Here is a 19,491-nt window from a genome sequence, read left to right on the forward strand (position 1 = left end):
TCCCGCGAGTGCCCCCGTTCAGCCATCATTTTGTTCGCCCTACTGACCGGAGCCACCGCCAAGGTGATTTCCGCAACACGCCATCCAAGGGTCATGACCCTCGACCGGGCTGAGGGCCAGCGAAGCGAGCCTCTGCGGTAGTTGCTCGGTATCTTGATTCCGAGAAATCGCCTAACCGGTTGCTAACACCCCATACGCATATTCCGCACTTTCCATGCAGGAGCGAATCCTAAGCTGTTGATTTGCTTGACGCTGGATTTTTCCGACGTTTTGTAGTGCCATAATATTGCCGCCAGGACCGCTGAGCCTCTTGCTTTTGTTGTACGATCGTGTGCATGTTCATCCGACAGACGAGAACGAGCAACAAGGCGACAGGTGAAGGCTACGTCACCTACCGGCTGGTGCGCACCGAGCGCATCGGTGGCAAGGTCCGTCAGATCACGGTGTTGAACCTCGGCCGCCATTTTCCGATCAAGTCGGAAGACTGGCCGATCCTGTGCAGCCGCCTGGAGCAGTTGCTCAATCCGCAGGCTCTGATCATGCCCTTGGAATGTTCGGAGTCGATTGAGCGCGCCGCGCAGCGTTACCATGCGCAGCTGGTCGCCCGCGCGCCGATGTTGGTGTCGCCGGCTGACGAGGCGGCCGGGTCGGCGGGCGAAGCTCGCCCGCCGGCTGATTTCCAGGAAGTCGATGTGGACTCCCTGCAGATGACGCAACCGCGGTCGGTAGGCGTCGAACACGCCGGTCTGCATGCGGCAAGCGAGCTGGGATTGATCGAGACGCTGAACGACCTGGGCGTCAATGGGGTGATGCAGGCCTCGATCCTGGGCAACCTGATCGGGAGAATGGGCCAGCCGGGGTCGGAACTGGCGACTTGGAACTGGCTGCAGCAGCACAGCGCCCTGGGCGAGTTGATCGACGTCGACTTTGGGTCGATGTCCCACATGAGCCTGTACCGCGCCTCGGATGTGTGTTAGTTCGCGCCGCTATAAGGCCATTTCGGTGGCGGCGTAATGAGGCCACTGGACTCGCGGCGCAATGAGGCCAGAGCAATCGCGGCACAATAAGGCCACGTAGAAGGCAAGTAGAGGCGGTTTTGGACTTCCGATTGTGTAACCTCTGGCAATTTTGCCGGGGGCAGGCGCAATGGCTAACAGGAAGTTCGAAATGTACGAAATACGACAAATGATTCAACGCCTGCGACTGGGCGAAAGCAATCGGGCGGTCGCCCGAGCACAGGGGGTCGGGCGCGACACCGTCGCACGTGTGCGAGACATCGCCGCCGCGCAGAACTGGCTGGAGGCGACGAGCCCGCTGCCGGACGACGCGACGATGGCGCGTTACTACCAGACGGCGGGCGGCGGGGCGGTCAAGAACGCGAGCCACCTGTCCACTGTGGAGCCCTTTCGCGAGAACGTTCTCGAGTGGCACCGTCAGGGCATTGCCGTGAGCAGCATCCGCCAGGCGCTGGCCCGCCGGTACGGCTACGGCGGCAGCGTGCATGCCGTCTATCGCTTCCTGCGTAGCGAAGCGGCCCCCGCCCCGGTGGCGACCGTGATGCTCGACTTTGCCGTCGGCGAACAAGCGCAGGTCGACTTCGGTTCGGGACCGCTGATCACCGACCGCCATTCCGGCGAGGTGTTCAAGACCTGGTTCTTCGTCATGACCTTGTCGTGGAGTCGGCACCAGTACGCCGAAGTGGTGCGCAACCAGAGCGTCGAGACCTGGCTGGCCTGCCACCGGCACGCCTTCGAGTGGTTCAACGGCGTCCCGCGCAAGGTACGGATAGACAACCCGAAGTGCGCGATCACGCGCGCCTGCTACTACGAGCCGACGGTGCAGCGCGCCTACGCCGAACTCGCGCTCGGCTATGCCTTTGTAATCGACCCCTGTCCGGTCGCGGACCCGGCCAAGAAAGGCCGCGTGGAGTCGGGAGTCAAATATGTCAAGGGCAACTTCATGCCGCTGCGCGAGTTTCATAGCCTGGCGCACGCGAATGCGCAATTAGAGGCGTGGATTCAGGGCGAGGCAGGCAATCGCCTCCACGGCAGTACGCGTGAGCGGCCGCTCATGCGCTTCAACGAAACCGAGCAAGCGCTGCTGCAGCCGCTGCCCGCCGTCGCGCCAACGTGCCCAACCTGGGCTAAGGCCAAGCTGCACGGCAACGGCCACGTCCAGCATGCGTATTGCCACTACTCAGCGCCGTTTCGCCTGATCCACCAGACGCTGTGGTTGGAAATCACGCCGGATGTCGTACGCCTCTATCACGAGCACGAGCTGGTGGCGATCCATCCGCGCCTGTTCAAAGCGGGTACGCGGTCGACCGTCGCGGATCATCTGCCACCCGACGCCCAGGCTTACTTCATGCGCGATCCGCAGTGGTGCTTGACCCAGGCCACGGCGGTCGGGCCGGCTTGTCGGGCGGTCGTCGAGAGCTTGTTCGCGAAGCGTGTGCTCGATCAGCTGCGCGCCGTCCAGGGCTTGCTGCGCTTGGCCGATCAGTTCGGTCGCAACCGACTCGACGCGGCGTGTAGCCGCGCGCTGAACTTTGGTACGCCGAGCTATCGCACGATCAAGCAGATCCTCCAGACCGGACTCGACCAGCAGCCGGAGTTGATCGACGCGCCGACGCTGGAAGCGCCCTATCTGAGTGGCGGCCACTTCCGCCGCCAACCCTCCGATCTGTTGCATTGAGCCGCCGCACGGCGCGCCGCTCCTTGCTCATCCCTTATCTATCTGGAATCCTCTCATGAATCCCATGCTCCCACTTGAACCCCTGCTCAAGCAACTGCGCCTGTCCGGCATCCTCGACTCGCTCGAGGCGAGAAACCGTCAGGCGATCGAGGCCAAGCTGGCCTACACCGACTTCCTGGCGTTGCTGGTCGAGGACGAAGTCGCCCGTCGTGATCAGCGTCAGTTTGCCCAGCGCCTGCGCAAGGCGCAGGTGGTCGGCGACAAGACTCTGGAACGTTTCGATTGCAGCCACAGTCCGTCGGTCAATCACGCCTTGATTGCCGAGCTGGCAACCTGCCGATTCGTCCTCGAACAGGCGCCGGTTCTGATCGCCGGTCCGACCGGTACGGGCAAGTCTCACCTGGTCCAGTCGCTCTGCCATTGCGCACTGCGCGCCGGCCATGAGGTCCTGTTCATTTCGCACGCCAAGCTACTGGCTCAGCTGCACGCGGCGCGGGCGACCGATTCCTTTGAGCGCAAGCTGCGTCAACTGGCCCGCGTCGATGTGCTGGCAATTGATGACTTCGGGCTGCGTCCTATGCGCTCGCCGCAGGATGAGGATTTCCACGATCTGATTGATGCCCGTTATGAGCGCACGACCACCTTGCTGACCAGCAATTTGCACTTCGACGAGTGGGGCGCGGCGTTTCCCAACAAGTTGATGGGGGCGGCGACGCTCGACCGTTTGCGCGACCGTGCTTATCAGATCATTCTCGACGGCGAGACCCGGCGCAAACCGCGGCCCCTGCCGGAAGTCCGGTCGCCCGTCCAGGCCACGGCGGGCAGGGACGCTTCCAAGCCTCCCCCGGCCGCACGTTAGACCCTCAGCGGCGAGCAAACCCTGGGGCGCTGCCCCAGACCCCGCACTCGCCGTGAGGCAGCCGCCGGGGATGAAAAAACATCCCCGACAACTGCCGTCAGCGTCTGCGACCTCCAGGGTGTCAAGGGGCTTTCGCGGCATAAACGCCAAACAGCCGGCATTTATTCCACGGTCCCCTGGACACCCTTCCGGTCGCCACTTGCCACGTTGCAAAAAGACTGAAAACGGCGTAAAACCGACCCGTCCGAAACCGCTAAAACAGCCACTTCTGCTGGCCACATTACGCCGCGATTCGCTGGCCTTAATGTGCCGCAAATTGACAGATGTGCTGATGAAACATCGTGAGGTGATCGAGACGCGTTTGTTCCGCACCGCTCAGACACTTTTTGATCTGCAGGAAACGGTCACCCTGTACGACCTGAGCAACACCTATTTCGAAGGCGAAGCCAAGCGCAATCCAAAGGCCAGGCGCGGACGGTCAAAGGAGAAGCGCAGCGACTGCCCGTTGGTGACGCTCGGTCTGGTGCTCGACGGCAGCGGCTTCGTCAGGCGTTCAGAGACCTTCGCCGGCAACGTTTCCGAGCCCGGTACGCTGGCGTCCATGCTGGCCGGACTGGGGGCGCCGGCGGGCGCGCTGGTGGTCATGGATGCCGGCATTGCCACCGACGCCAACGTCGTCTGGCTGGTCGAACACGGCTACCGCTATCTGGTGGTGCGTCGCGGCGGCAGGCGCCAGTTCGATGCGACACGCTCGGTGAGCATCGAGACGGCTGGCGAGGAGTGGTTACATCTCCAGAAGGAGCTGAGTCCGGATGGCCAGGAGCTCTGCCTGTATTGCCATTCGCCGAGTCGGCAGCTCAAGGAAGAGGCCATGCTCGCGCAATCCTGTGGGCGTTTCGAGGCCGGCTTGCAGCAAATGAGCGATGGACTGCAGAAGCCGCGCAGCGAAAAGAGTCACGACAAGCTGCTGGAACGTCTCGGCCGACTCCAGCAGAAGAGCCGCGGTGCCAGCCAACACTACCAGGTCAGGCTGGTCACCGAGGAGTCCGGCAAGACGGTGATGGCGATCACCTGGCAGAAGGTGCCGGTTCCCGGCACGATGGCCACGCATCCCGGCGTCTACTGCCTGAGGACCAACGAACTCGCCTGGGATGAAGAGAAACTCTGGCGCACCTACACGATGCTGACCGACCTGGAGAGTGTCTTTCGCAGTCTGAAAGGCGAGCTCGGCTTGCGGCCCATCTACCACCACAAGGAGGTTCGCTCGGACGGCCACTTGTTCATCACCGTCCTCGCCTACCAGTGTGTTCAGTTCCTGCGCGTGAAACTCAAGGCGGCGGAAATGACCGACAGTTGGGCGACCCTGCGCGATATCCTCTCGGTTCAGCGCCGGGTCACCGCCACCTTCAGTCGGCGCGACGGGCACTCCCTGCATGTCCGCAAAGCCACCGTCGCCGAACCCGATCTGCTGGCCATCTATCGCGCCCTGGGCATCAGCGCCGCACCAGGAGGGACCAGAAAACTCATCAGCTGAATCCGAAATTACGGGCTTGTAGTGCCACTTGAGTTCTTCTTGGCTCGCAACCAATTGATTCAGTTATGGGTTTCGTGGGGCTTGTTAAAGATGGGTTAGGGCGGGGTCGGCCGCATTGCTAGCCGCGAAGCATCGCAGCAATGCCGCATGCGGCAGCAAGTCTGCTGCCCGAGCATGCCGTCTCGCTCAGGTTTTGGCTTCGGTCCACGCCTTTGTTGCGCGGCTCACGCTCGTCCGCCTGTGCAATGCCCGACGACAGAATGCTATTGCAGCCAACGCCAAGGCCACCAGCCCCGATCCCGCGGGTTCGGGGACGGTTGTCCGCAGGATCGACGCCCGGAAGCTGACCTCCAACTCGCTGTCTTCTGATCCGGAGCCGCCAAAAAAAGGCGCAGCTGAGAGAACCTCCAAATAGCCGGGTAAGAATGAAGCGTAGAACGGATTGGCGTAGGTTCCGTTCGCCATCGCGAATCCGAACCCGTTAACGCTCAACAGAGAACCCGTCTCGCCCAGCAAGTTGTCGACAGGGAAGGGGTCGTTGCCGGGGATCGAAGTACCTGCGTCCTGCAGACCCGTGATGACCACGCCATTGCGCTGGCCTGTGATGTTCAAGATGGTGAAGTAACCAGAGGCGTTTGGCGCGTCATCGGTGGTGAAGGTGCCGCTGGCGGTGACGCCCGCCCCGTCATAGCCCCAATTCCAGACCAGGGCAGCCTGCACTGGCATTTGCGCCGCGGCCAGGGTTAGTGCCAACAAACTGCATCTTGCGGCAGTGCAAAGCCCTCTTCTCATCTAGAACTCCTTGTTTGTCCCCGGCACGTGCCGAGAATGAATCGATTACAGCCGGCGGCGTCGCTGTTCAACGATCTCTGACTCGGGTACCCGGAGCAATCATAGAAGTTGCTCCACCTGTTCGACAGAGTCAGGCGCCCCCGACGATGCTGCCCATGCAGCGTCTATGCCCGTAAAGCAGTATTCGTGCCTAAGACCATACGCGCATATATATCCGCAACTTACTCATGTTTTCCCTGAGATCTCCGGCCAGGTGTAAGAATTTTCGACTGGGCGGTCAATGCGTTTGGCGTCCCAACAGTGATCCCAGTGGTTGCGCAAATCGGAATCAACGCCGGCACGCGCAATCTCGGTAGCGCAGCGAGACTTCAACCCAGCGTCCGATCCTTACAGAATTCCAATGGCCCTTTGCGCATACGCGAGACGACTCAACTTCGATCTCGCCCCTGCCCTCGCATCCTGCCGCATCTTCCTCATGACCTCGTCGAAGGTGGCCGCAACCGCCTTCGGATCCCGGCACGCGTGCTCGGCGCGTACCTCTCGGCTTCCCGCCTCACTGCCCCCCGCCAAACACCTTTAACTTCACGAACGCCCCCGCCAGCAACGCCAACACCAGCCCGTCACCAGCATCCGGACGATCGTCAACCCCGCCGTCTTCTTCGCCTCGTTGAACGCATCGAGCAGACTGCGCAGTTCGCTGATGTCGCGTGCCGCCTCCGGGCCATCGAGCCCGACGTCCGACAGCGCATGCCGCGCGCCTCGCTCCGCCGCCCGCTCCAGGATCGCCTCGAATTCTTCCTGCGGCACCGTCACCATCTTGCGCCGCTCGACCTGCACTCCTTGCATGATTGCGTTTCCCGAAATGAATGACACCGCCCTTGTCCCGATCACGTATCCGGCGTCACCCGAACGATGTTGGTGCCGTCACCTGTCAGGTAGGCTCGTTTGCCCTGCGCAACGACAATGCCCGTCCCCGCGGCGGTCTTGATCGTCGTCGTGAACGCGCCGGTGTTGTTGCAGAACACCACGCCTTCCCAGTTCGTGGGAATGATCACGTTGCGGTTGCCTGTCAGCGCACCGGTTGTCGTCAGGTATCTCGCGGCACTGGCATGCCCGCTGATCGTCACGTCCGCCGTGGTCACCGTGACGGAGGTGGTGTCGTTGACCGCACTGTTGCGGCAGCCGGCCGAACCGTCAAACAACGCCCCGAGAGCCGTAACCTGCCTCAACCAGATGAGGGTGCCAGACTCACTGTAGATCGGGACCCCGCCCTCCAGGAAGCAATGACGCACGTGGATTTCTGGCACCCCAGTGACCCCGGACAGTTCATGACGAATGCCCGTGTTCCAGGTCGCCGCACCGCGGATCGTCGAGTTGCGGAAACGCACATCCTGCACACCTTTGAGCTGGAACGACCCACCGTAGCCGGTGAGCTGGTACGCGTCGAAGAACACATCGTTGATGACGGTGTCGCAGTACCGGGCGGCCGCCCCACTGTTCTGAAGCAGGACGGCATAGCCGCTGGTGGCGTAGTAATCGACAATGCAATCCTCGATGAACAGCACCTTCCAAGTGCTACCCACCTGCTTGAGAAACTTCTGCACGGCCGTGCCGCCATTGTTGAGCATGTCGACGCGACGAATGTGAATCCGGTCTTTGTTGTTGCCGTCGAAGGCGTAGACGCTCGACAGCGTTCCGCCTTCCACCAGGAAATCCTCGAACCAGTTGTTGCCCGAGCAAACGAACATGTCCGTGGTGTTGTTCTGGAACTGGACGAGCCCCTTGCTGACGCCCTTGATGCCGACGTAGGACGGGACGGTGATGGCTGAGGACATCGTGTACTTGCCCGGCCAGACGAGAATCACCACCCGCTTGGTGGCGCCTGGCGCCGGAGTGGCGGCGTTGATGGCAGTGACCGCGGCGCCGAGGCTCGCATACATCCATGGCGACTGACCGACGTGATAGACGCGGCCAGACCCCCAGTCAGTCGACGACGCGCCGCCGGCCACGGCCGCAAAGGCCAGCGCCCGCTTGTCGGTGTAGCTCGTCACCGACGACGGTCCGCACACCGCCACGTAGAGCGGAATGCTACCGATGGTGAAGCCCACCGTATTCCTGGAGACGACACCGGCCACAGTGGCTTCAATGTAGTTTGTCGCGCTGGCCGTCAAGACCAGGGCGGCGGAATTGTTGGGGATGGCCGTTGGCGTTCCGCCGACCAGCAGAATGCCGCCGTAGTAGAACCAGTTGAGGCCGAAGCACAGGCTGGCGCGACGGCCGAACAGGGTCGCCGGGCTGCCGGCATCGAACGGGGCGGGATGACCGGGCAGTCAGCCAAGCGATGGCACGGTGGCTTTGCGCTGCAGCTTGCCCCAGCCGACGAGCGCGCATTTCAGCTAGGTGACGGTGCTCTTGATAGCCACGTAGTACATCAACTGGCGATAGAAAAAGCGCTGCCAGAAGAGCCAGATGAGCAGCCACCAGCTTTCCTTACGTTCGAGGGCGAAGGCGAGAATGGCGGCGAGATAATCGACGGTGACGAACAGGGCGTAGTAGAAGAGCACGCGCCAGAGGTTGCCCGCCGAGAACTCTTCCGGATGCTGCCAGTGGTTAACGGCGGCTGATGCCAAGGAACCGATCAGCAAGAGGTCCATGATCGGCGACACCAGCGGGAAGAGAATCTGAAACACGATCACGTTCGGCAGGGCGACGAAGCCAAGCGCACCGGATTGCGGGCGGAAAAGTACGTCGCGATGTTTCCGGGCGACCTGCATGGTGCCGTACATCCAGCGGTAGCGTTGGCCGATGAACCCACGCACGCTATCGGGCGCTTCCGTGAGGGCGACGGCTTCGTCCTCATAGACCACGTTGTAGCCGAGCTTGCGGATCGCGAGCGTGAGGTCCGCGTCCTCGGCGAGGGTTTGGTGATCGAAACCGCCGGCGCGCTCGACGAGTTCGCGACGCCAGGCACCGACGGCGCCGGGGACGACGGTGATGCAATTGAGAACGTCGAAGGCGCGGCGGTCGAGATTCTGGCTGGTGATGTATTCGAGGGCCTGCCAACGGGTGAGCAGATTGATGCGGTTGCCGACCTTGGCGTTTCCGGCAACGGCACCGACCCGCGGGTCTTCAAAGTGTCGGGCGAGTTTACGGACAGTGTCCCTGGCGAAAATGGTGTCGGCGTCGAGGGCGACGATGACCTCGGCTTGGGTTTGCGCCAGGCCGAAGTTGGGGGCAGCGGGCTTGCCGCCGTTTTCCTTCGTGAAGATGCGTACACGCGGGTCGCTGCCGAAGGCATCACAGGCGACGCGATACGTCGCATCGCTGGAGCCGTCGTCGACGACGACGATCTGGAAGTCGCGCGGCGGGTCGCAGGCAAGCAGTGACGCAATGGTCTGGACGATCACCTTTTCCTCGTTGAAAGCGGGGACGACGACGGTGACGGACGGCGAATAATCATCCCCCGGCAGAGCCGGGGGCTTTCCGTCGCTGGCCCCTCAAAGGGGCCTATTCGCGACGGGTGAGAGCGGTTCCTTCGTCTTCTGCAACTGCCATACCAGAACTTGACGGAACCACGATGCCACTACCGGCGGTGAACGTCTCAAGAAAGGCCGACTCCCGGAAATGTCAAACTGCTACGGTCACCCCGGCAGAGCCGGGGGTTTTCTCAGGATAATAATCGGCATTGAAAACGGCATGCCGTTGCCGCCGGCGCTGGTAGATGGCCAGGCGTGCTTGGAGTGTTCCAACCTGCGGGGTGGCGTCTGCGTAGTCGCCAGGCCGGGCGGTGCGGTGTCGGCGGTTCGAGGGTATCGGCCGTCGTTGGTAGATGTGCCGATTCGCTGCGCGGGCTACTCACCGAATGCCAGCGACACCGAACAACGACCCGGGCGCGAACGCTGGCCCGGATTGACCAACGACGCGCGAGGGGCGAAATAATGGCGAAGCGCAAGCAAGAATGTCTCATCCGCGGGCCGGCATAGACGATCCGGCTGCCTGACCTAACACTTGGGCTGGATTGGGATCCCGGAGGCCCCGGCGCCGTTTTTGTAACGGCCAGAAAACCGCACTGCGCGGCCAAAAAATACGGCCCGATACGGTTTTCGGAAGCGTGCGCGCCGTTTTTTTAACCGAGGAAAACCGCGCAGCGCACAATGCCGAGGGCAACCCCCAGCAGGAAGCGCGCCACACCTTGCGCATCCTGACTGTCGGCGGGCATCAGTCCCTTCTGGCGCAGAAATTGCTGACGCTGCACTGCGCAATGCCAGAAGCAAGCCTTCCCGGACGGCGCTCAGGCGGGTTTCGCTGGTGCAGTTGGGGGCATGGCCCGGGCGCCGATCGTTCGCTGTAGCGCGATGCTGCAAGCCTGCGGGGGGCGTCCGCGTCGAGGTGGCGGACAGATCGGATCGGCCTTGCCTGCATTTCCGTGACAGTCACGGAGTCATCAAGCTGACGCTTCGTTGTCTCACGACACGCCACACAAGCGCATCAGAATTGATGGTATGCATGATGGGATTCCCATTAGCATAAACCTGAAACCCTTGCTGCTACTGGCTTTGCTGGTCATTCATGGCGGAGAGAGCGGGATTCGAACCCGCGGTGGGATGTTATCCCACACACGCTTTCCAGGCGTGCGACTTAAACCACTCATCCATCTCTCCAGAAGACCGCGAATTCTAGCAGAAGGAGGGCCGAACACCAAACCTGGAGATGCGGGGAAGACAACGGACGGTTGCCTGGACCCTACGCGGCTTGTCGCTCCGGCCAGTGCTATCATTCGTGATTTTTCTGCGTCCGCTGATGAGTCTTTACACCTTGAAGCCTCGTTTTCAGGCTTTGCTGCGCCCTTCGGTACGGACCCTGCACGGCTTCGGTGTGACGGCCAATCAGGTCACGGTCGCCGCCTGCGCCGCATCCGTGGGACTCGGAGCGACTCTCGCAGCGGCCGCCCAGTCCGCTCACCTGAGCTGGTTTCTGCTGCTGCCGATCGGCTTGCTCTTGCGTATGGCATTGAATGCGATCGACGGGATGCTTGCCCGTGAGTTCGCTCAGTCTTCGACCCTCGGTGCTTACCTCAATGAGCTGTGCGATATGGTATCCGACGCGGCGCTCTACCTGCCCTTTGCCTTGCTACCCGATCAGAGCCCTGCCCTGACCATCCTCGTCATCCTTCTCGCGAATCTCGCGGAGATGGCAGGCGTACTCCGGATCCCGCCGACGAGCACGCGTCGTAACGACGGGCCGATGGGCAAGAGCGACCGCGCACTGGTTTTCGGCGTGCTGGGGCTTCTCGTCGGTATGGGCGTCGCTGCCGCGCCGTGGTTGTCCTGGGTGTTGGCGATCGTGGCCCTGCTGCTGGTCAGCACCGTCGCGAACCGGGTCAGGCGAGGCATCGCCGACGACGGCGACCGGTTGCGCGGTTAAGTGATACACGTGGAGAAGACTGGCATGCGCGTCGCCCAGGAAAAGCATTTCATCACCCACGACGGCAGCACGCTGTTCTACCGCTACTGGCCGCCGGCCGCGTCGCAGACGACCGAGCCGCGGGCCGTCGTGCTGTTGCACCGTGGTCACGAGCACTCGGGGCGCCTCCAGCATGTCGTGGACGAACTCGCGCTCGCTGAGGTCGCGATGTTCGCCTGGGATGCGCGCGGTCACGGTCGCTCGCCCGGGCCGCGTGGCGACAGCCCGAGCTTTGCCGCCCTCGTCAGGGACGTCGACTGTTTCGTCCGCCACATCGGCAACACCCACGGCATCGCAGTCACCAACCTTGCGATCATTGGCCAGAGCGTTGGCGCCGTCCTGGCGGCGACCTGGGTGCACGATTTCGCACCCCGGATCCGCTGCCTGGTGCTGACCGCCCCGGCTTTCAAGGTGAAGCTTTATGTTCCACTGGCGCGCCCAGGGCTGGCATTGATCAGGCGGCTGTTCGGCAACTTCTTCATCACCTCGTACGTGAAGGCGAAGTTCCTGACACACGATCCCGAACGCGTCCGTTCGTATGACGAGGACCCACTGGTCACCCGGTCCATCTCGGCACGCGTGCTGCTAGGCCTCTATGACGCCGCCGACCGGGTGGTCGCGGACGCCCAGGCAATTCGCCTGCCGCTGCAACTGCTGATTTCGGAGAAGGACTGGGTCGTCCAGCGCAAGCCGCAGGATGATTTCTTCGAGCGTCTGGGCTCGCCGATAAAGGAGCGTCACGTCCTTCCCGGGTTTCTCCACGACACGCTCGGCGAGCGCGATCGAAAGCTCGCGATCGACACGATTCGCGGCTTCATCGAACGGATGTTCCGCGCTCCGCCGCCGAGGGAATCGCTGCTGCAGGCGCACCGCAGCGGCTATACACGTGACGAGGAGGTTCGTCTCCGCGAGCCGCTGCCGACCGTCTCGCTGCGCCGGGTCAACTTCGCGCTGACCCGCCTGAGCATGCGCACCCTGGGCCGTCTGTCCGAAGGCATCCGAACTGGTTTGGCCACGGGATTCGATTCCGGCAGCAGCCTCGACCATGTGTACCGCAATGAGGCGCGCGGCGCATTTCTCATCGGCAAGCTGATCGACCGAGGCTACCTCGATGCGATCGGCTGGCGCGGGATTCGCGTGCGCCGGCTACACCTCATGCAGGCGATCGTCCGCGCGGCGAAGGAACTCCGGACTACCGGGCTGGCGCTGTGCGTTGCCGACATCGCTGCCGGCTACGGACGCTACGTGCTCGACGCGGTGGATCAACTGCCGGAACGGCCGACATCGATCGTGCTGCGCGACTACAGCGAGCTGAACGTGGCGCACGGGCGGGCCCTGATCGCCGAGAGGCAACTTGGCGACGTCGCGCGCTTCGAAACCGGCGACGCCTTCGACGAAGAGGCGTTGGCCGCGTTGACTCCGAAACCGACCCTGGCGATCGTCTCCGGTCTCTACGAGCTGTTCTCCGACAACGAACTGGTGGCGCGGTCGCTCCGGGGCCTGGCGCGAGCTGTCGACACGGGGGGTTACCTGATCTATACGGGCCAGCCATGGCACCCGCAAATCGAAATGATCGCCCGCACACTGACCAGCCACCGTCAGCAGCAGGCCTGGGTGATGCGTCGCCGCACACAGGCCGAACTCGACGAGCTGGTCGGCGTCGCGGGATTCGTGAAGATCGACGAGTGGATCGACGACTGGGGAATGTTCACGGTCTCACTGGCGCACCGGGCCTGACTTTGCGTGGCGCCGATCAGGCGATTGCCAGTGTGAGTGAAGCCCGCCCCTGGCGACGGGCGATCGTCTGGTTGCTCGTCCTCGGGCCGTTCTTCTTCGCCAGCTATGGCTTCGCGACCTGGGTGACAGCCCAGCGCTCGGACGTCGGATTCATCGTCTTCGCCTGGGAGCGGCAGATTCCGCTGCTGCCCTGGACGATCGTGCCCTACTGGCTGGTCGACCTGCTCTATGGCCTGTCGCTGCTGCTCTGTGCGACACGGCGTCAACTCGACACGCATGCCGCGCGCCTGCTCGTAACACAGTTGCTCGCTGTCAGCGCGTTTCTCGTCTTTCCGCTGCGTTGCACTTTCCAGCGCGGCGACGTGCAAGGCAGCTTTGGCTGGATGTTCGACGTACTGATGAGCTTCGACCAACCCTACAACCAGGCGCCATCGCTCCACATTGCCCTGCTCGTGGTTCTGCTCGAACCGTACCTGCGGGCCGTCCCAAGGGCGTGGCATACCTTGGTCTATGCTGCCGCCTTGCTGATCGGCGTATCGGTACTGACGACCTGGCAACACCACTTCGTCGACATCCCGACGGGCTTTTGGTTGGGCTGCTTCGCGGTCTGGCTGTTCCCGACCGACCGGCCCCCGCCGCTGTGGCGCGCCATACTGACGAGCAGCCGTAAGCGCCGCCGGCTCGCCGCCGGCTACGCCGCCGGGTCACTGGGTATCGGCCTGCTCGCGACGAGCGCCGGCGGCGCCTGGCTGTGGCTGCTCTGGGCAGCGGGCGCGCTGGCTCTGGTAGCGCTGATCTATCTGGTTCTCGACGCCGAAGCGTTCGAGAAGCGGGCTGACGGGTCGATGCCAGGCGCGGTGCGCTGCCTGCTCGGACCCTATCTGCTCGCTGCCTGGCTGAACTCGCGCTGGTGGACGCGCCGGCTCCCCGCAGCAAGTCCCGTGTCCGCCGGGATCCTCCTCGGACGGCTACCCGGCGAGGCCGAGCTGCGCCGCCACGGCGTGGTGGCGATTGTCGACCTCTGCGCCGAATTACCCTGCCCAACGCCCGGCGTACGGCACACGGTGGTGCCGCTGCTCGATTTGGTCCCGCCGGGCCTGGCGCAGCTCGAACGGGCATCGGCAGCCATCGACGATGCCCGCCAGATCGGCCAGGTCCTCGTCTGTTGTGCGCTGGGTTTCGCCCGCAGTGCGCTGGCGGTCGCTGCCTGGCTGCTGCGCACGGGTGCTGCCAACTCACCGGCCGAAGCGGTCGCGCAAGTACAGCGGGCACGGCCGTCGGTAGTTCTTGGCCGCGACGAGATCGATCTCCTCAGCCGATGGCAGGAACACCGACTCCCGGCGTCACAGTTTTCTGCAGCGGATGGCCAACCACCCTCCGTCGGTGCTGGACGTGAGCACTGAGGCCTGGCGACTGGTCGCCGGCATCGCCGCGGTACTGACTCTGGCCTCATTGTCCGGACAGGTGCTCAGGATCGTCGTCGCCAGAAGCGAGCCGCATGCGTTGATCGACAACCTGAACAAGCGAATCAATTCCTGGTGGGTGATCGCCATCATCGTCGGCCTGGCCCTGCTCGGTGGAAGCGGCGGCGTGACGCTGTTGTTTGCCCTGGCGTCGCTGGCGGCGCTGCGTGAGTTTGTCACCACAGAAGTACCGGCGAGATGCCCGCGCGCGCTCTTGCTGAGCGCTTGCCTGATCATCGTGCCCTTGCAATACCTGCTGGTCTGGCACGGAAGTTACCTGGCCTACACGACCTTCATCCCGTCGCTTGTCTTCGTCGGGCTGCCGCTGCTCGGGCAGCTATCGGGGAATGCCGAAGAGTTCCTGAGCCGCACCCGTACGCTGCGGCATGGACTCCTCCTCTGCGTGTTTTGCGTGTCACACGTTCCCGCCTTGCTCACGCTGCACGTCGGTGGCGATCCAGCGCGCGCCGGCTGGCTACTGGTCTTCCTGCTGCTCATCGCGCAGATCAGCGATGTGCTCCAATACCTGTGGGGAAAGCTCGCCGGTCAGTACCCGATCGCGCCGAAACTGTCACCTTCGAAAACTGTCGAGGGAACGGTCGGCGGCATCGCGAGCGCCAGCATGCTCGGCGCCGGACTGTCTTCGCTGACGCCCTTCACGACGGTGGAGGCCGCTCTGATCTCGCTGCTCATCACGCTGCTCGGCTTCGCCGGCGGGCTGGCGATGTCGGCGGTCAAACGCCGCCGTGGCATCAAGGACTGGGGCAAGCTGATTCCCGGCCATGGCGGCGTGCTTGACCGGCTCGACTCGCTGATCCTGCCGGCACCGGTCTTCTACTACGTGCTTCGCTATGGCTGGGCCGACTGACCCGACATGCCTACCGGCGCTGCCGCCGACCGAGCAGCCACCCAAGCAGCAGGCCGAGCAAGGCAGCACCACCACCCGCGTACCAGATGGCCGCCTTCGCTTCGGCAAGCAGCGAATTGGTGAACACGTTCGACGAGAGGTGCATCGACACCACTTTCCACTGGCCGTCGATCTTCGCCGACGTCGAGGTCCAGTTGGAGCTCAAACGGAATGGCCCCCTGGCAACCGGAAAGAATTCGTCTTCCATCGTCCCGTCGGCGACCGCGACCTCGCCATTGCCGAAAAAACGCGCGTGGTCACCCAGCTTGGCGGTGGTCACGTAGCGGTCCAGGATGCGCTGCTCGCCTTTGACCATCCGCTGATAGTAGGCCCGGATCTCGTCATGCCCGCGCGAGACCTCGCCATTGAGCCAGGTGACAGTCGCCTGCGGATGCATCTGGGCGACCATTCGATCGACATCCTGGGCGTTGATGCTGGCTTCCATCTCCCGGAAAAGCTTGATCAAAGCCTGACGGTCGGCAGCGTAGGGGTCTGCGTCGGCGGCAAGAGCGAGGGCCGGCGCCAGGAAAACGAAGAAGAGGAAGAAGGGGCACAGCAGCTTGCGTATCGACCACATGGGATCTCCATTCATCCAGCACCGGCGAAAGCCGGATTCTAGCCTGCCATGGCGCCGATGAATACCGTGGCGAGGGAGGGAAATCATTGGCGAGTTGCCCGCCAGCGGACCTAGCCCCCCGCCACTCGGGATGGCGAAGCTTCGGTCTGGCGTCTTCTGACCGTCTCGAAAAGGCACACCGCCGCTGCCGCAGCGACGTTCAGCGACTCGCTCGGCCCCGGCATCGGAATCCGTACCTGCAGGCGGGTCAAGGCCGCCACCGCTGGCCTGACGCCGAGCCCCTCGCTTCCGAAGACCCAGGCCACGGGCCCCGCGAGATCCGCGCCGTAGAGGCTCGTCGATGCGCCGAGGAGCGTTGCCACGGGCTGCCCGCGATAGGCGGACAGAAAGGCCGGCAGATCACAGTGTTCGAGAACGTCGAGCTGGAAGTGTGCGCCCATCGCTGCGCGCAGCGTCTTCGGTGCCCAGGCCTGCGCGCAATCCGGCGACAGCAGAATCTGGCGAAAGCCGGCCGCCGCCGCACTGCGCAGAATCGAACCGACATTGCCCGGATCCTGAACACCGTCGAGCACGACGGTGTCCGCCTGCATGTCCGGTGCGGGTCCCTGCAGCGGCCGCGGACGGTCGATGATCGCCATGATGCCGCTTGGCGTCTCGACCACCGCCAGTTCGGCGAACAGGACATCGCCAAGGACCGTTATCGTCACACCGACCTGGCCGCTCTCCAGGTAGCTGGCGATTTCCGGCCGGCCGGTACCACTGTCACTGACGACGATCTCGATGGGAATCCCGCAATGCCGGCTATAGGCATCGATCAGGTGCATGCCGTCGAGGACGGCCAGGCCGGTCCGGCGCCGCTCCCTGCCACTCTGCAAGAGCTTCTTGAGTACTTTGTAGTGCGGATTGTCGCGCGAGACGATCCGTCTCATCGTTGCAACAGACGGGCCACCGGTGCGTAACTCCGGCGATGGTGCGGACTCACACCGTGCTCTTCGAGCGCCCGCAGGTGAAACGCCGTCGGATAACCCATGTGCCGATCGAATCCATACTGCGGATACGTCGCGTGCAGTTCGCGCATGCCCGCGTCGCGACTCGTCTTGGCCAGGATCGATGCGGCGGCAATGCTGGCGATCCTGCCGTCACCGCCGACGATGGCCTCGGCGCTGCAGGGCAGTTGCGGGCAGTGCTGGCCGTCAACGAGCGCATGCACCGGCCAGGCGCCATGTCCGCCAGCGAGGGCTGCGACGGCGCGCTGCATGGCCAGCAAGCTGGCCTGCAGGATGTTGATCCGGTCGATCTCCTCGACGCTCGCTGCCGCCACAGCCCAGGCCAGTGCCCGGGCACGGATCGCCTCGGCCAAGACCTCGCGCCGCCGGGCGGAAAGCTTCTTGGAATCGTTGAGGCCGGCGATCGGCCGCGACGGATCGAGAATCACCGCGGCGGCCACGACGGGTCCGGCCAGCGGACCGCGACCGGCTTCGTCGATCCCGCAGACCAGACCTTCAGGCGTTAACAGCGACACTGGCGGAGACTGTCGACGAGAGTTGGCCGAGAACCGCCGCCGCCGCTTTCTCGGCGGCATTCTGCCGCAGCTTGAGGTGCATCTCGCGGAACACTGCCCGGAGTCGTTCGCACACCGCTTTGTCGGCGTAGAGGTTGAGAACTGCCTGGGCGATGTTCTCGGGCGTCGCGTCATCCTGGATGAATTCCGGAACGACAAAGCGCCCGCAGAGAATATTCGGCAGGCTGTAGTAGGGGAGATAGCCGCCGATGCGTTGCATCAGCCAATAAGAAACCGGCGACATCTTGTATACCATGACCATCGGCCGCTTGAGCAGCGCCGCCTCGAGCGTCGCGGTCCCGCTTGCCACGAGCACGACATCGGCAACCATCATCGCCTGATGTGCGTGGCCGAACAGCAAGCGAATCGGCAGCTCAGGCACCTCGCACCGATGCAGCGCCGCCTCGAACAACAGGCGCGTCTCACGCGTCGCCATCGGCGCGAGAAAAACGGCGTCCGGGATCGCCTGATGAATCCGGCGGGCCGTCTCGATGAAGGCATCGGCCATGTACTTGAGTTCACCCTGGCGACTTCCCGGCAACAGTGCAAAAACCGGCTCCTGCGGCGACAGGCCAAGCAGCGCCCGGGCATCGTCGCGCCCATCCGCGAGCGGCAACATGTCAGCCAGCGGATGGCCGACGTAGCTCACCGGAATGCCGTGCCGCTCGTATAGCGCCGGCTCGAAGGGAAAGAGGGCGAGAACGCGCGAAGCGGCAGCGCCGATCTTGTGGATGCGTCCACCCCGCCACGCCCATATCGATGGGCTGACGTAATGGATGGTGGAGATGCCGCGCTTCCTGAGCGTCTTCTCGAGACTCAGATTGAAATCCGGCGCGTCGACCCCGATGAACACGTCGGGCGGATCGGCAAGCAGCCGGCGCGACAGTTGGCGGCGGATGGCGGCGATTTCGCGAAAGCGGCCGAGAACCTCGGCATAGCCGCGGACCGCCAGGGTCTCGAGCGGGTACCAGGCATCGAAACCCATGCCAAGCATTTTCGGACCACCCACACCAAAAAAAACGGCGTTCGGCAGCTTCGCCCTGAGCGCCTGGATCAGCTGGCTGGCCAGGAGGTCGCCCGATGCCTCCCCGGCAACCAGGGCGATCCGGACGGCCAAAGCCGTCATCGGATGATGCCGCGCTTCGACACTGCCAGGAAATCGATGAGCGGCTGAATCTCCGGATGCGTAGCGACCTCCTGCTCGAGCTTGGCACGGGCCTCCTCGAGCATCAGGCCCGACTTGTAGAGCGTGCGGTAGGCCCGCTTGAGCGCGAGCAGCGCCTGCGGAGAGAAGCCGCGGCGTTTCAGTCCCTCAGCGTTGATTCCATAGGGACCGGCAGTGTTTCCGGCGGCCATCACGTACGGGGGAATATCCTGCAAGACCACCGTCCCGGCAGCGGTCATGGTGTGAGTCCCGATGCGACAGAACTGGTGCACCCCGGTGAAGCCACCCAGGATCGCCCAGTCGTCAACGTGAACGTGACCGGCCAATTGCGCGTTGTTGGCAAACACCGTGCGGTTGCCAATCTGGCAATCATGCGCGATATGCACATACGCCATGATCCAGTTGTCGTCGCCGATGCGCGTGGTTCCAGCATCCTGCGCGGTGCCGATGTTGAAGGTGCAGAACTCGCGAATGGTGTTGCGGTCACCGATATCGAGGCGGGTCGGCTCACCACCGTACTTCTTGTCCTGCGGCGCCTCGCCGAGCGAACAGAACTGAAAGATCCGGTTATCGCAACCAATCCGGGTGCGTCCGGTGATCACCACATGCGGACCGATCGTTGTGTTGTCCCCGATCTCCACATGCTCGCCGATGATCGAATAGGCACCGACCTGAACACTCGCGCCGAGCTGCGCGCCCGAATGGATGATTGCACTCTGATGAATCATGGCCGCAGCAC

14 protein-coding genes, 1 tRNA gene and 3 pseudogenes are annotated in these 19,491 nt (G+C 63.5%); 8 read left to right on the forward strand and 10 right to left on the reverse strand.

What is annotated here, in order from left to right:
• Positions 1-335 precede the first annotated feature (335 nt).
• From CAP2UW1_RS14175 to CAP2UW1_RS14190, 4 genes and pseudogenes are all read left to right on the forward strand, one after another.
• Positions 336-971: pseudogene (locus tag CAP2UW1_RS14175) on the forward strand (IS1634 family transposase); the annotation flags it as partial.
• 196 nt (positions 972-1,167) lie between these two features.
• Complete coding sequence (istA, locus tag CAP2UW1_RS14180) at positions 1,168-2,694, forward strand: IS21 family transposase (protein ID WP_012806915.1); 1,527 nt, start codon at positions 1,168-1,170, stop codon at positions 2,692-2,694.
• Between the two features lie 55 nt (positions 2,695-2,749).
• Complete coding sequence (gene istB, locus CAP2UW1_RS14185; RefSeq protein WP_012806914.1) at positions 2,750-3,553, forward strand: IS21-like element helper ATPase IstB; 804 nt, start codon at positions 2,750-2,752, stop codon at positions 3,551-3,553.
• A 313-nt stretch (positions 3,554-3,866) separates the two neighbouring features.
• Positions 3,867-5,087 (forward strand): annotated as a pseudogene (locus CAP2UW1_RS14190) (IS1634 family transposase); the annotation flags it as partial.
• A gap of 186 nt (positions 5,088-5,273) precedes the next feature.
• Here the strand turns inward: CAP2UW1_RS14190 and CAP2UW1_RS14195 are convergent.
• The 5 genes and pseudogenes from CAP2UW1_RS14195 to CAP2UW1_RS14220 all read right to left on the reverse strand — a co-directional run bounded on the left by CAP2UW1_RS14195 (position 5,274) and on the right by CAP2UW1_RS14220 (position 10,540).
• Positions 5,274-5,840 carry a PEP-CTERM sorting domain-containing protein gene (locus CAP2UW1_RS14195; RefSeq protein WP_199931474.1) on the reverse strand — a complete coding sequence of 189 codons (567 nt, stop codon included), beginning with the start codon at positions 5,838-5,840 and terminating at the stop codon, positions 5,274-5,276.
• 592 nt (positions 5,841-6,432) lie between these two features.
• Positions 6,433-6,695 (reverse strand): annotated as a pseudogene (locus tag CAP2UW1_RS14205) (DUF6127 family protein).
• Between the two features lie 71 nt (positions 6,696-6,766).
• On the reverse strand, positions 6,767-7,987 hold the full coding sequence (locus tag CAP2UW1_RS14210) for a hypothetical protein (RefSeq protein ID WP_015767314.1): 1,221 nt from the start codon (positions 7,985-7,987) through the stop codon (positions 6,767-6,769).
• Positions 7,988-8,275: 288 nt separating this feature from the next.
• Positions 8,276-9,349 carry a glycosyltransferase gene (locus CAP2UW1_RS14215; protein ID WP_081444185.1) on the reverse strand — a complete coding sequence of 358 codons (1,074 nt, stop codon included), beginning with the start codon at positions 9,347-9,349 and terminating at the stop codon, positions 8,276-8,278.
• Positions 9,350-10,449: 1,100 nt separating this feature from the next.
• Positions 10,450-10,540, reverse strand: a tRNA-Ser gene (locus CAP2UW1_RS14220).
• 136 nt (positions 10,541-10,676) lie between these two features.
• Here CAP2UW1_RS14220 and CAP2UW1_RS14225 point away from each other — a divergent pair.
• The 4 genes from CAP2UW1_RS14225 to CAP2UW1_RS14240 are packed head-to-tail and all read left to right on the forward strand — an operon-like array spanning position 10,677 to position 15,410.
• A complete protein-coding gene (locus tag CAP2UW1_RS14225) occupies positions 10,677-11,303 on the forward strand; it encodes a CDP-alcohol phosphatidyltransferase family protein (protein ID WP_041568543.1) in 627 nt (208 codons plus the stop codon).
• 24 nt (positions 11,304-11,327) lie between these two features.
• On the forward strand, positions 11,328-13,079 hold the full coding sequence (locus CAP2UW1_RS14230) for a bifunctional alpha/beta hydrolase/class I SAM-dependent methyltransferase (protein WP_015767317.1): 1,752 nt from the start codon (positions 11,328-11,330) through the stop codon (positions 13,077-13,079).
• 32 nt (positions 13,080-13,111) lie between these two features.
• Positions 13,112-14,482: a phosphatase PAP2/dual specificity phosphatase family protein gene (locus CAP2UW1_RS14235; protein WP_291911468.1), complete on the forward strand. Its 1,371-nt coding sequence runs from the start codon at positions 13,112-13,114 to the stop codon at positions 14,480-14,482.
• Positions 14,442-15,410 carry a phosphatidate cytidylyltransferase gene (locus tag CAP2UW1_RS14240; RefSeq protein WP_015767319.1) on the forward strand — a complete coding sequence of 323 codons (969 nt, stop codon included), beginning with the start codon at positions 14,442-14,444 and terminating at the stop codon, positions 15,408-15,410. The genes CAP2UW1_RS14235 and CAP2UW1_RS14240 overlap by 41 nt, the downstream gene beginning before the upstream one ends.
• A gap of 10 nt (positions 15,411-15,420) precedes the next feature.
• Here CAP2UW1_RS14240 and CAP2UW1_RS14245 read toward each other — a convergent pair whose 3' ends face one another.
• The 5 genes from CAP2UW1_RS14245 to lpxA all read right to left on the reverse strand — a co-directional run bounded on the left by CAP2UW1_RS14245 (position 15,421) and on the right by lpxA (position 19,480).
• Entirely contained in the window at positions 15,421-16,026 is a 606-nt protein-coding gene (locus CAP2UW1_RS14245; RefSeq protein ID WP_015767320.1) for a YybH family protein, read from the reverse strand.
• 110 nt (positions 16,027-16,136) lie between these two features.
• On the reverse strand, positions 16,137-16,955 hold the full coding sequence (locus CAP2UW1_RS14250; protein WP_015767321.1) for a TrmH family RNA methyltransferase: 819 nt from the start codon (positions 16,953-16,955) through the stop codon (positions 16,137-16,139).
• A complete protein-coding gene (gene rnhB, locus CAP2UW1_RS14255) occupies positions 16,952-17,548 on the reverse strand; it encodes a ribonuclease HII (protein ID WP_015767322.1) in 597 nt (198 codons plus the stop codon). The genes CAP2UW1_RS14250 and rnhB overlap by 4 nt, the downstream gene beginning before the upstream one ends.
• Positions 17,529-18,713, reverse strand: coding sequence for a lipid-A-disaccharide synthase (gene lpxB / locus CAP2UW1_RS14260; protein WP_015767323.1), 1,185 nt, complete (start codon positions 18,711-18,713; stop codon positions 17,529-17,531). Before lpxB ends, rnhB begins: the two co-directional genes overlap by 20 nt.
• The gene (gene lpxA, locus CAP2UW1_RS14265) at positions 18,710-19,480 is read right to left on the reverse strand and encodes an acyl-ACP--UDP-N-acetylglucosamine O-acyltransferase (RefSeq protein ID WP_015767324.1); all 771 of its coding nucleotides are present in this window, start codon (positions 19,478-19,480) and stop codon (positions 18,710-18,712) included. The genes lpxB and lpxA overlap by 4 nt, the downstream gene beginning before the upstream one ends.
• Positions 19,481-19,491: the final 11 nt, after the last annotated feature.

This window comes from Candidatus Accumulibacter phosphatis (genome assembly GCF_000024165.1).
Taxonomy (GTDB): domain Bacteria; phylum Pseudomonadota; class Gammaproteobacteria; order Burkholderiales; family Rhodocyclaceae; genus Accumulibacter; species Accumulibacter phosphatis.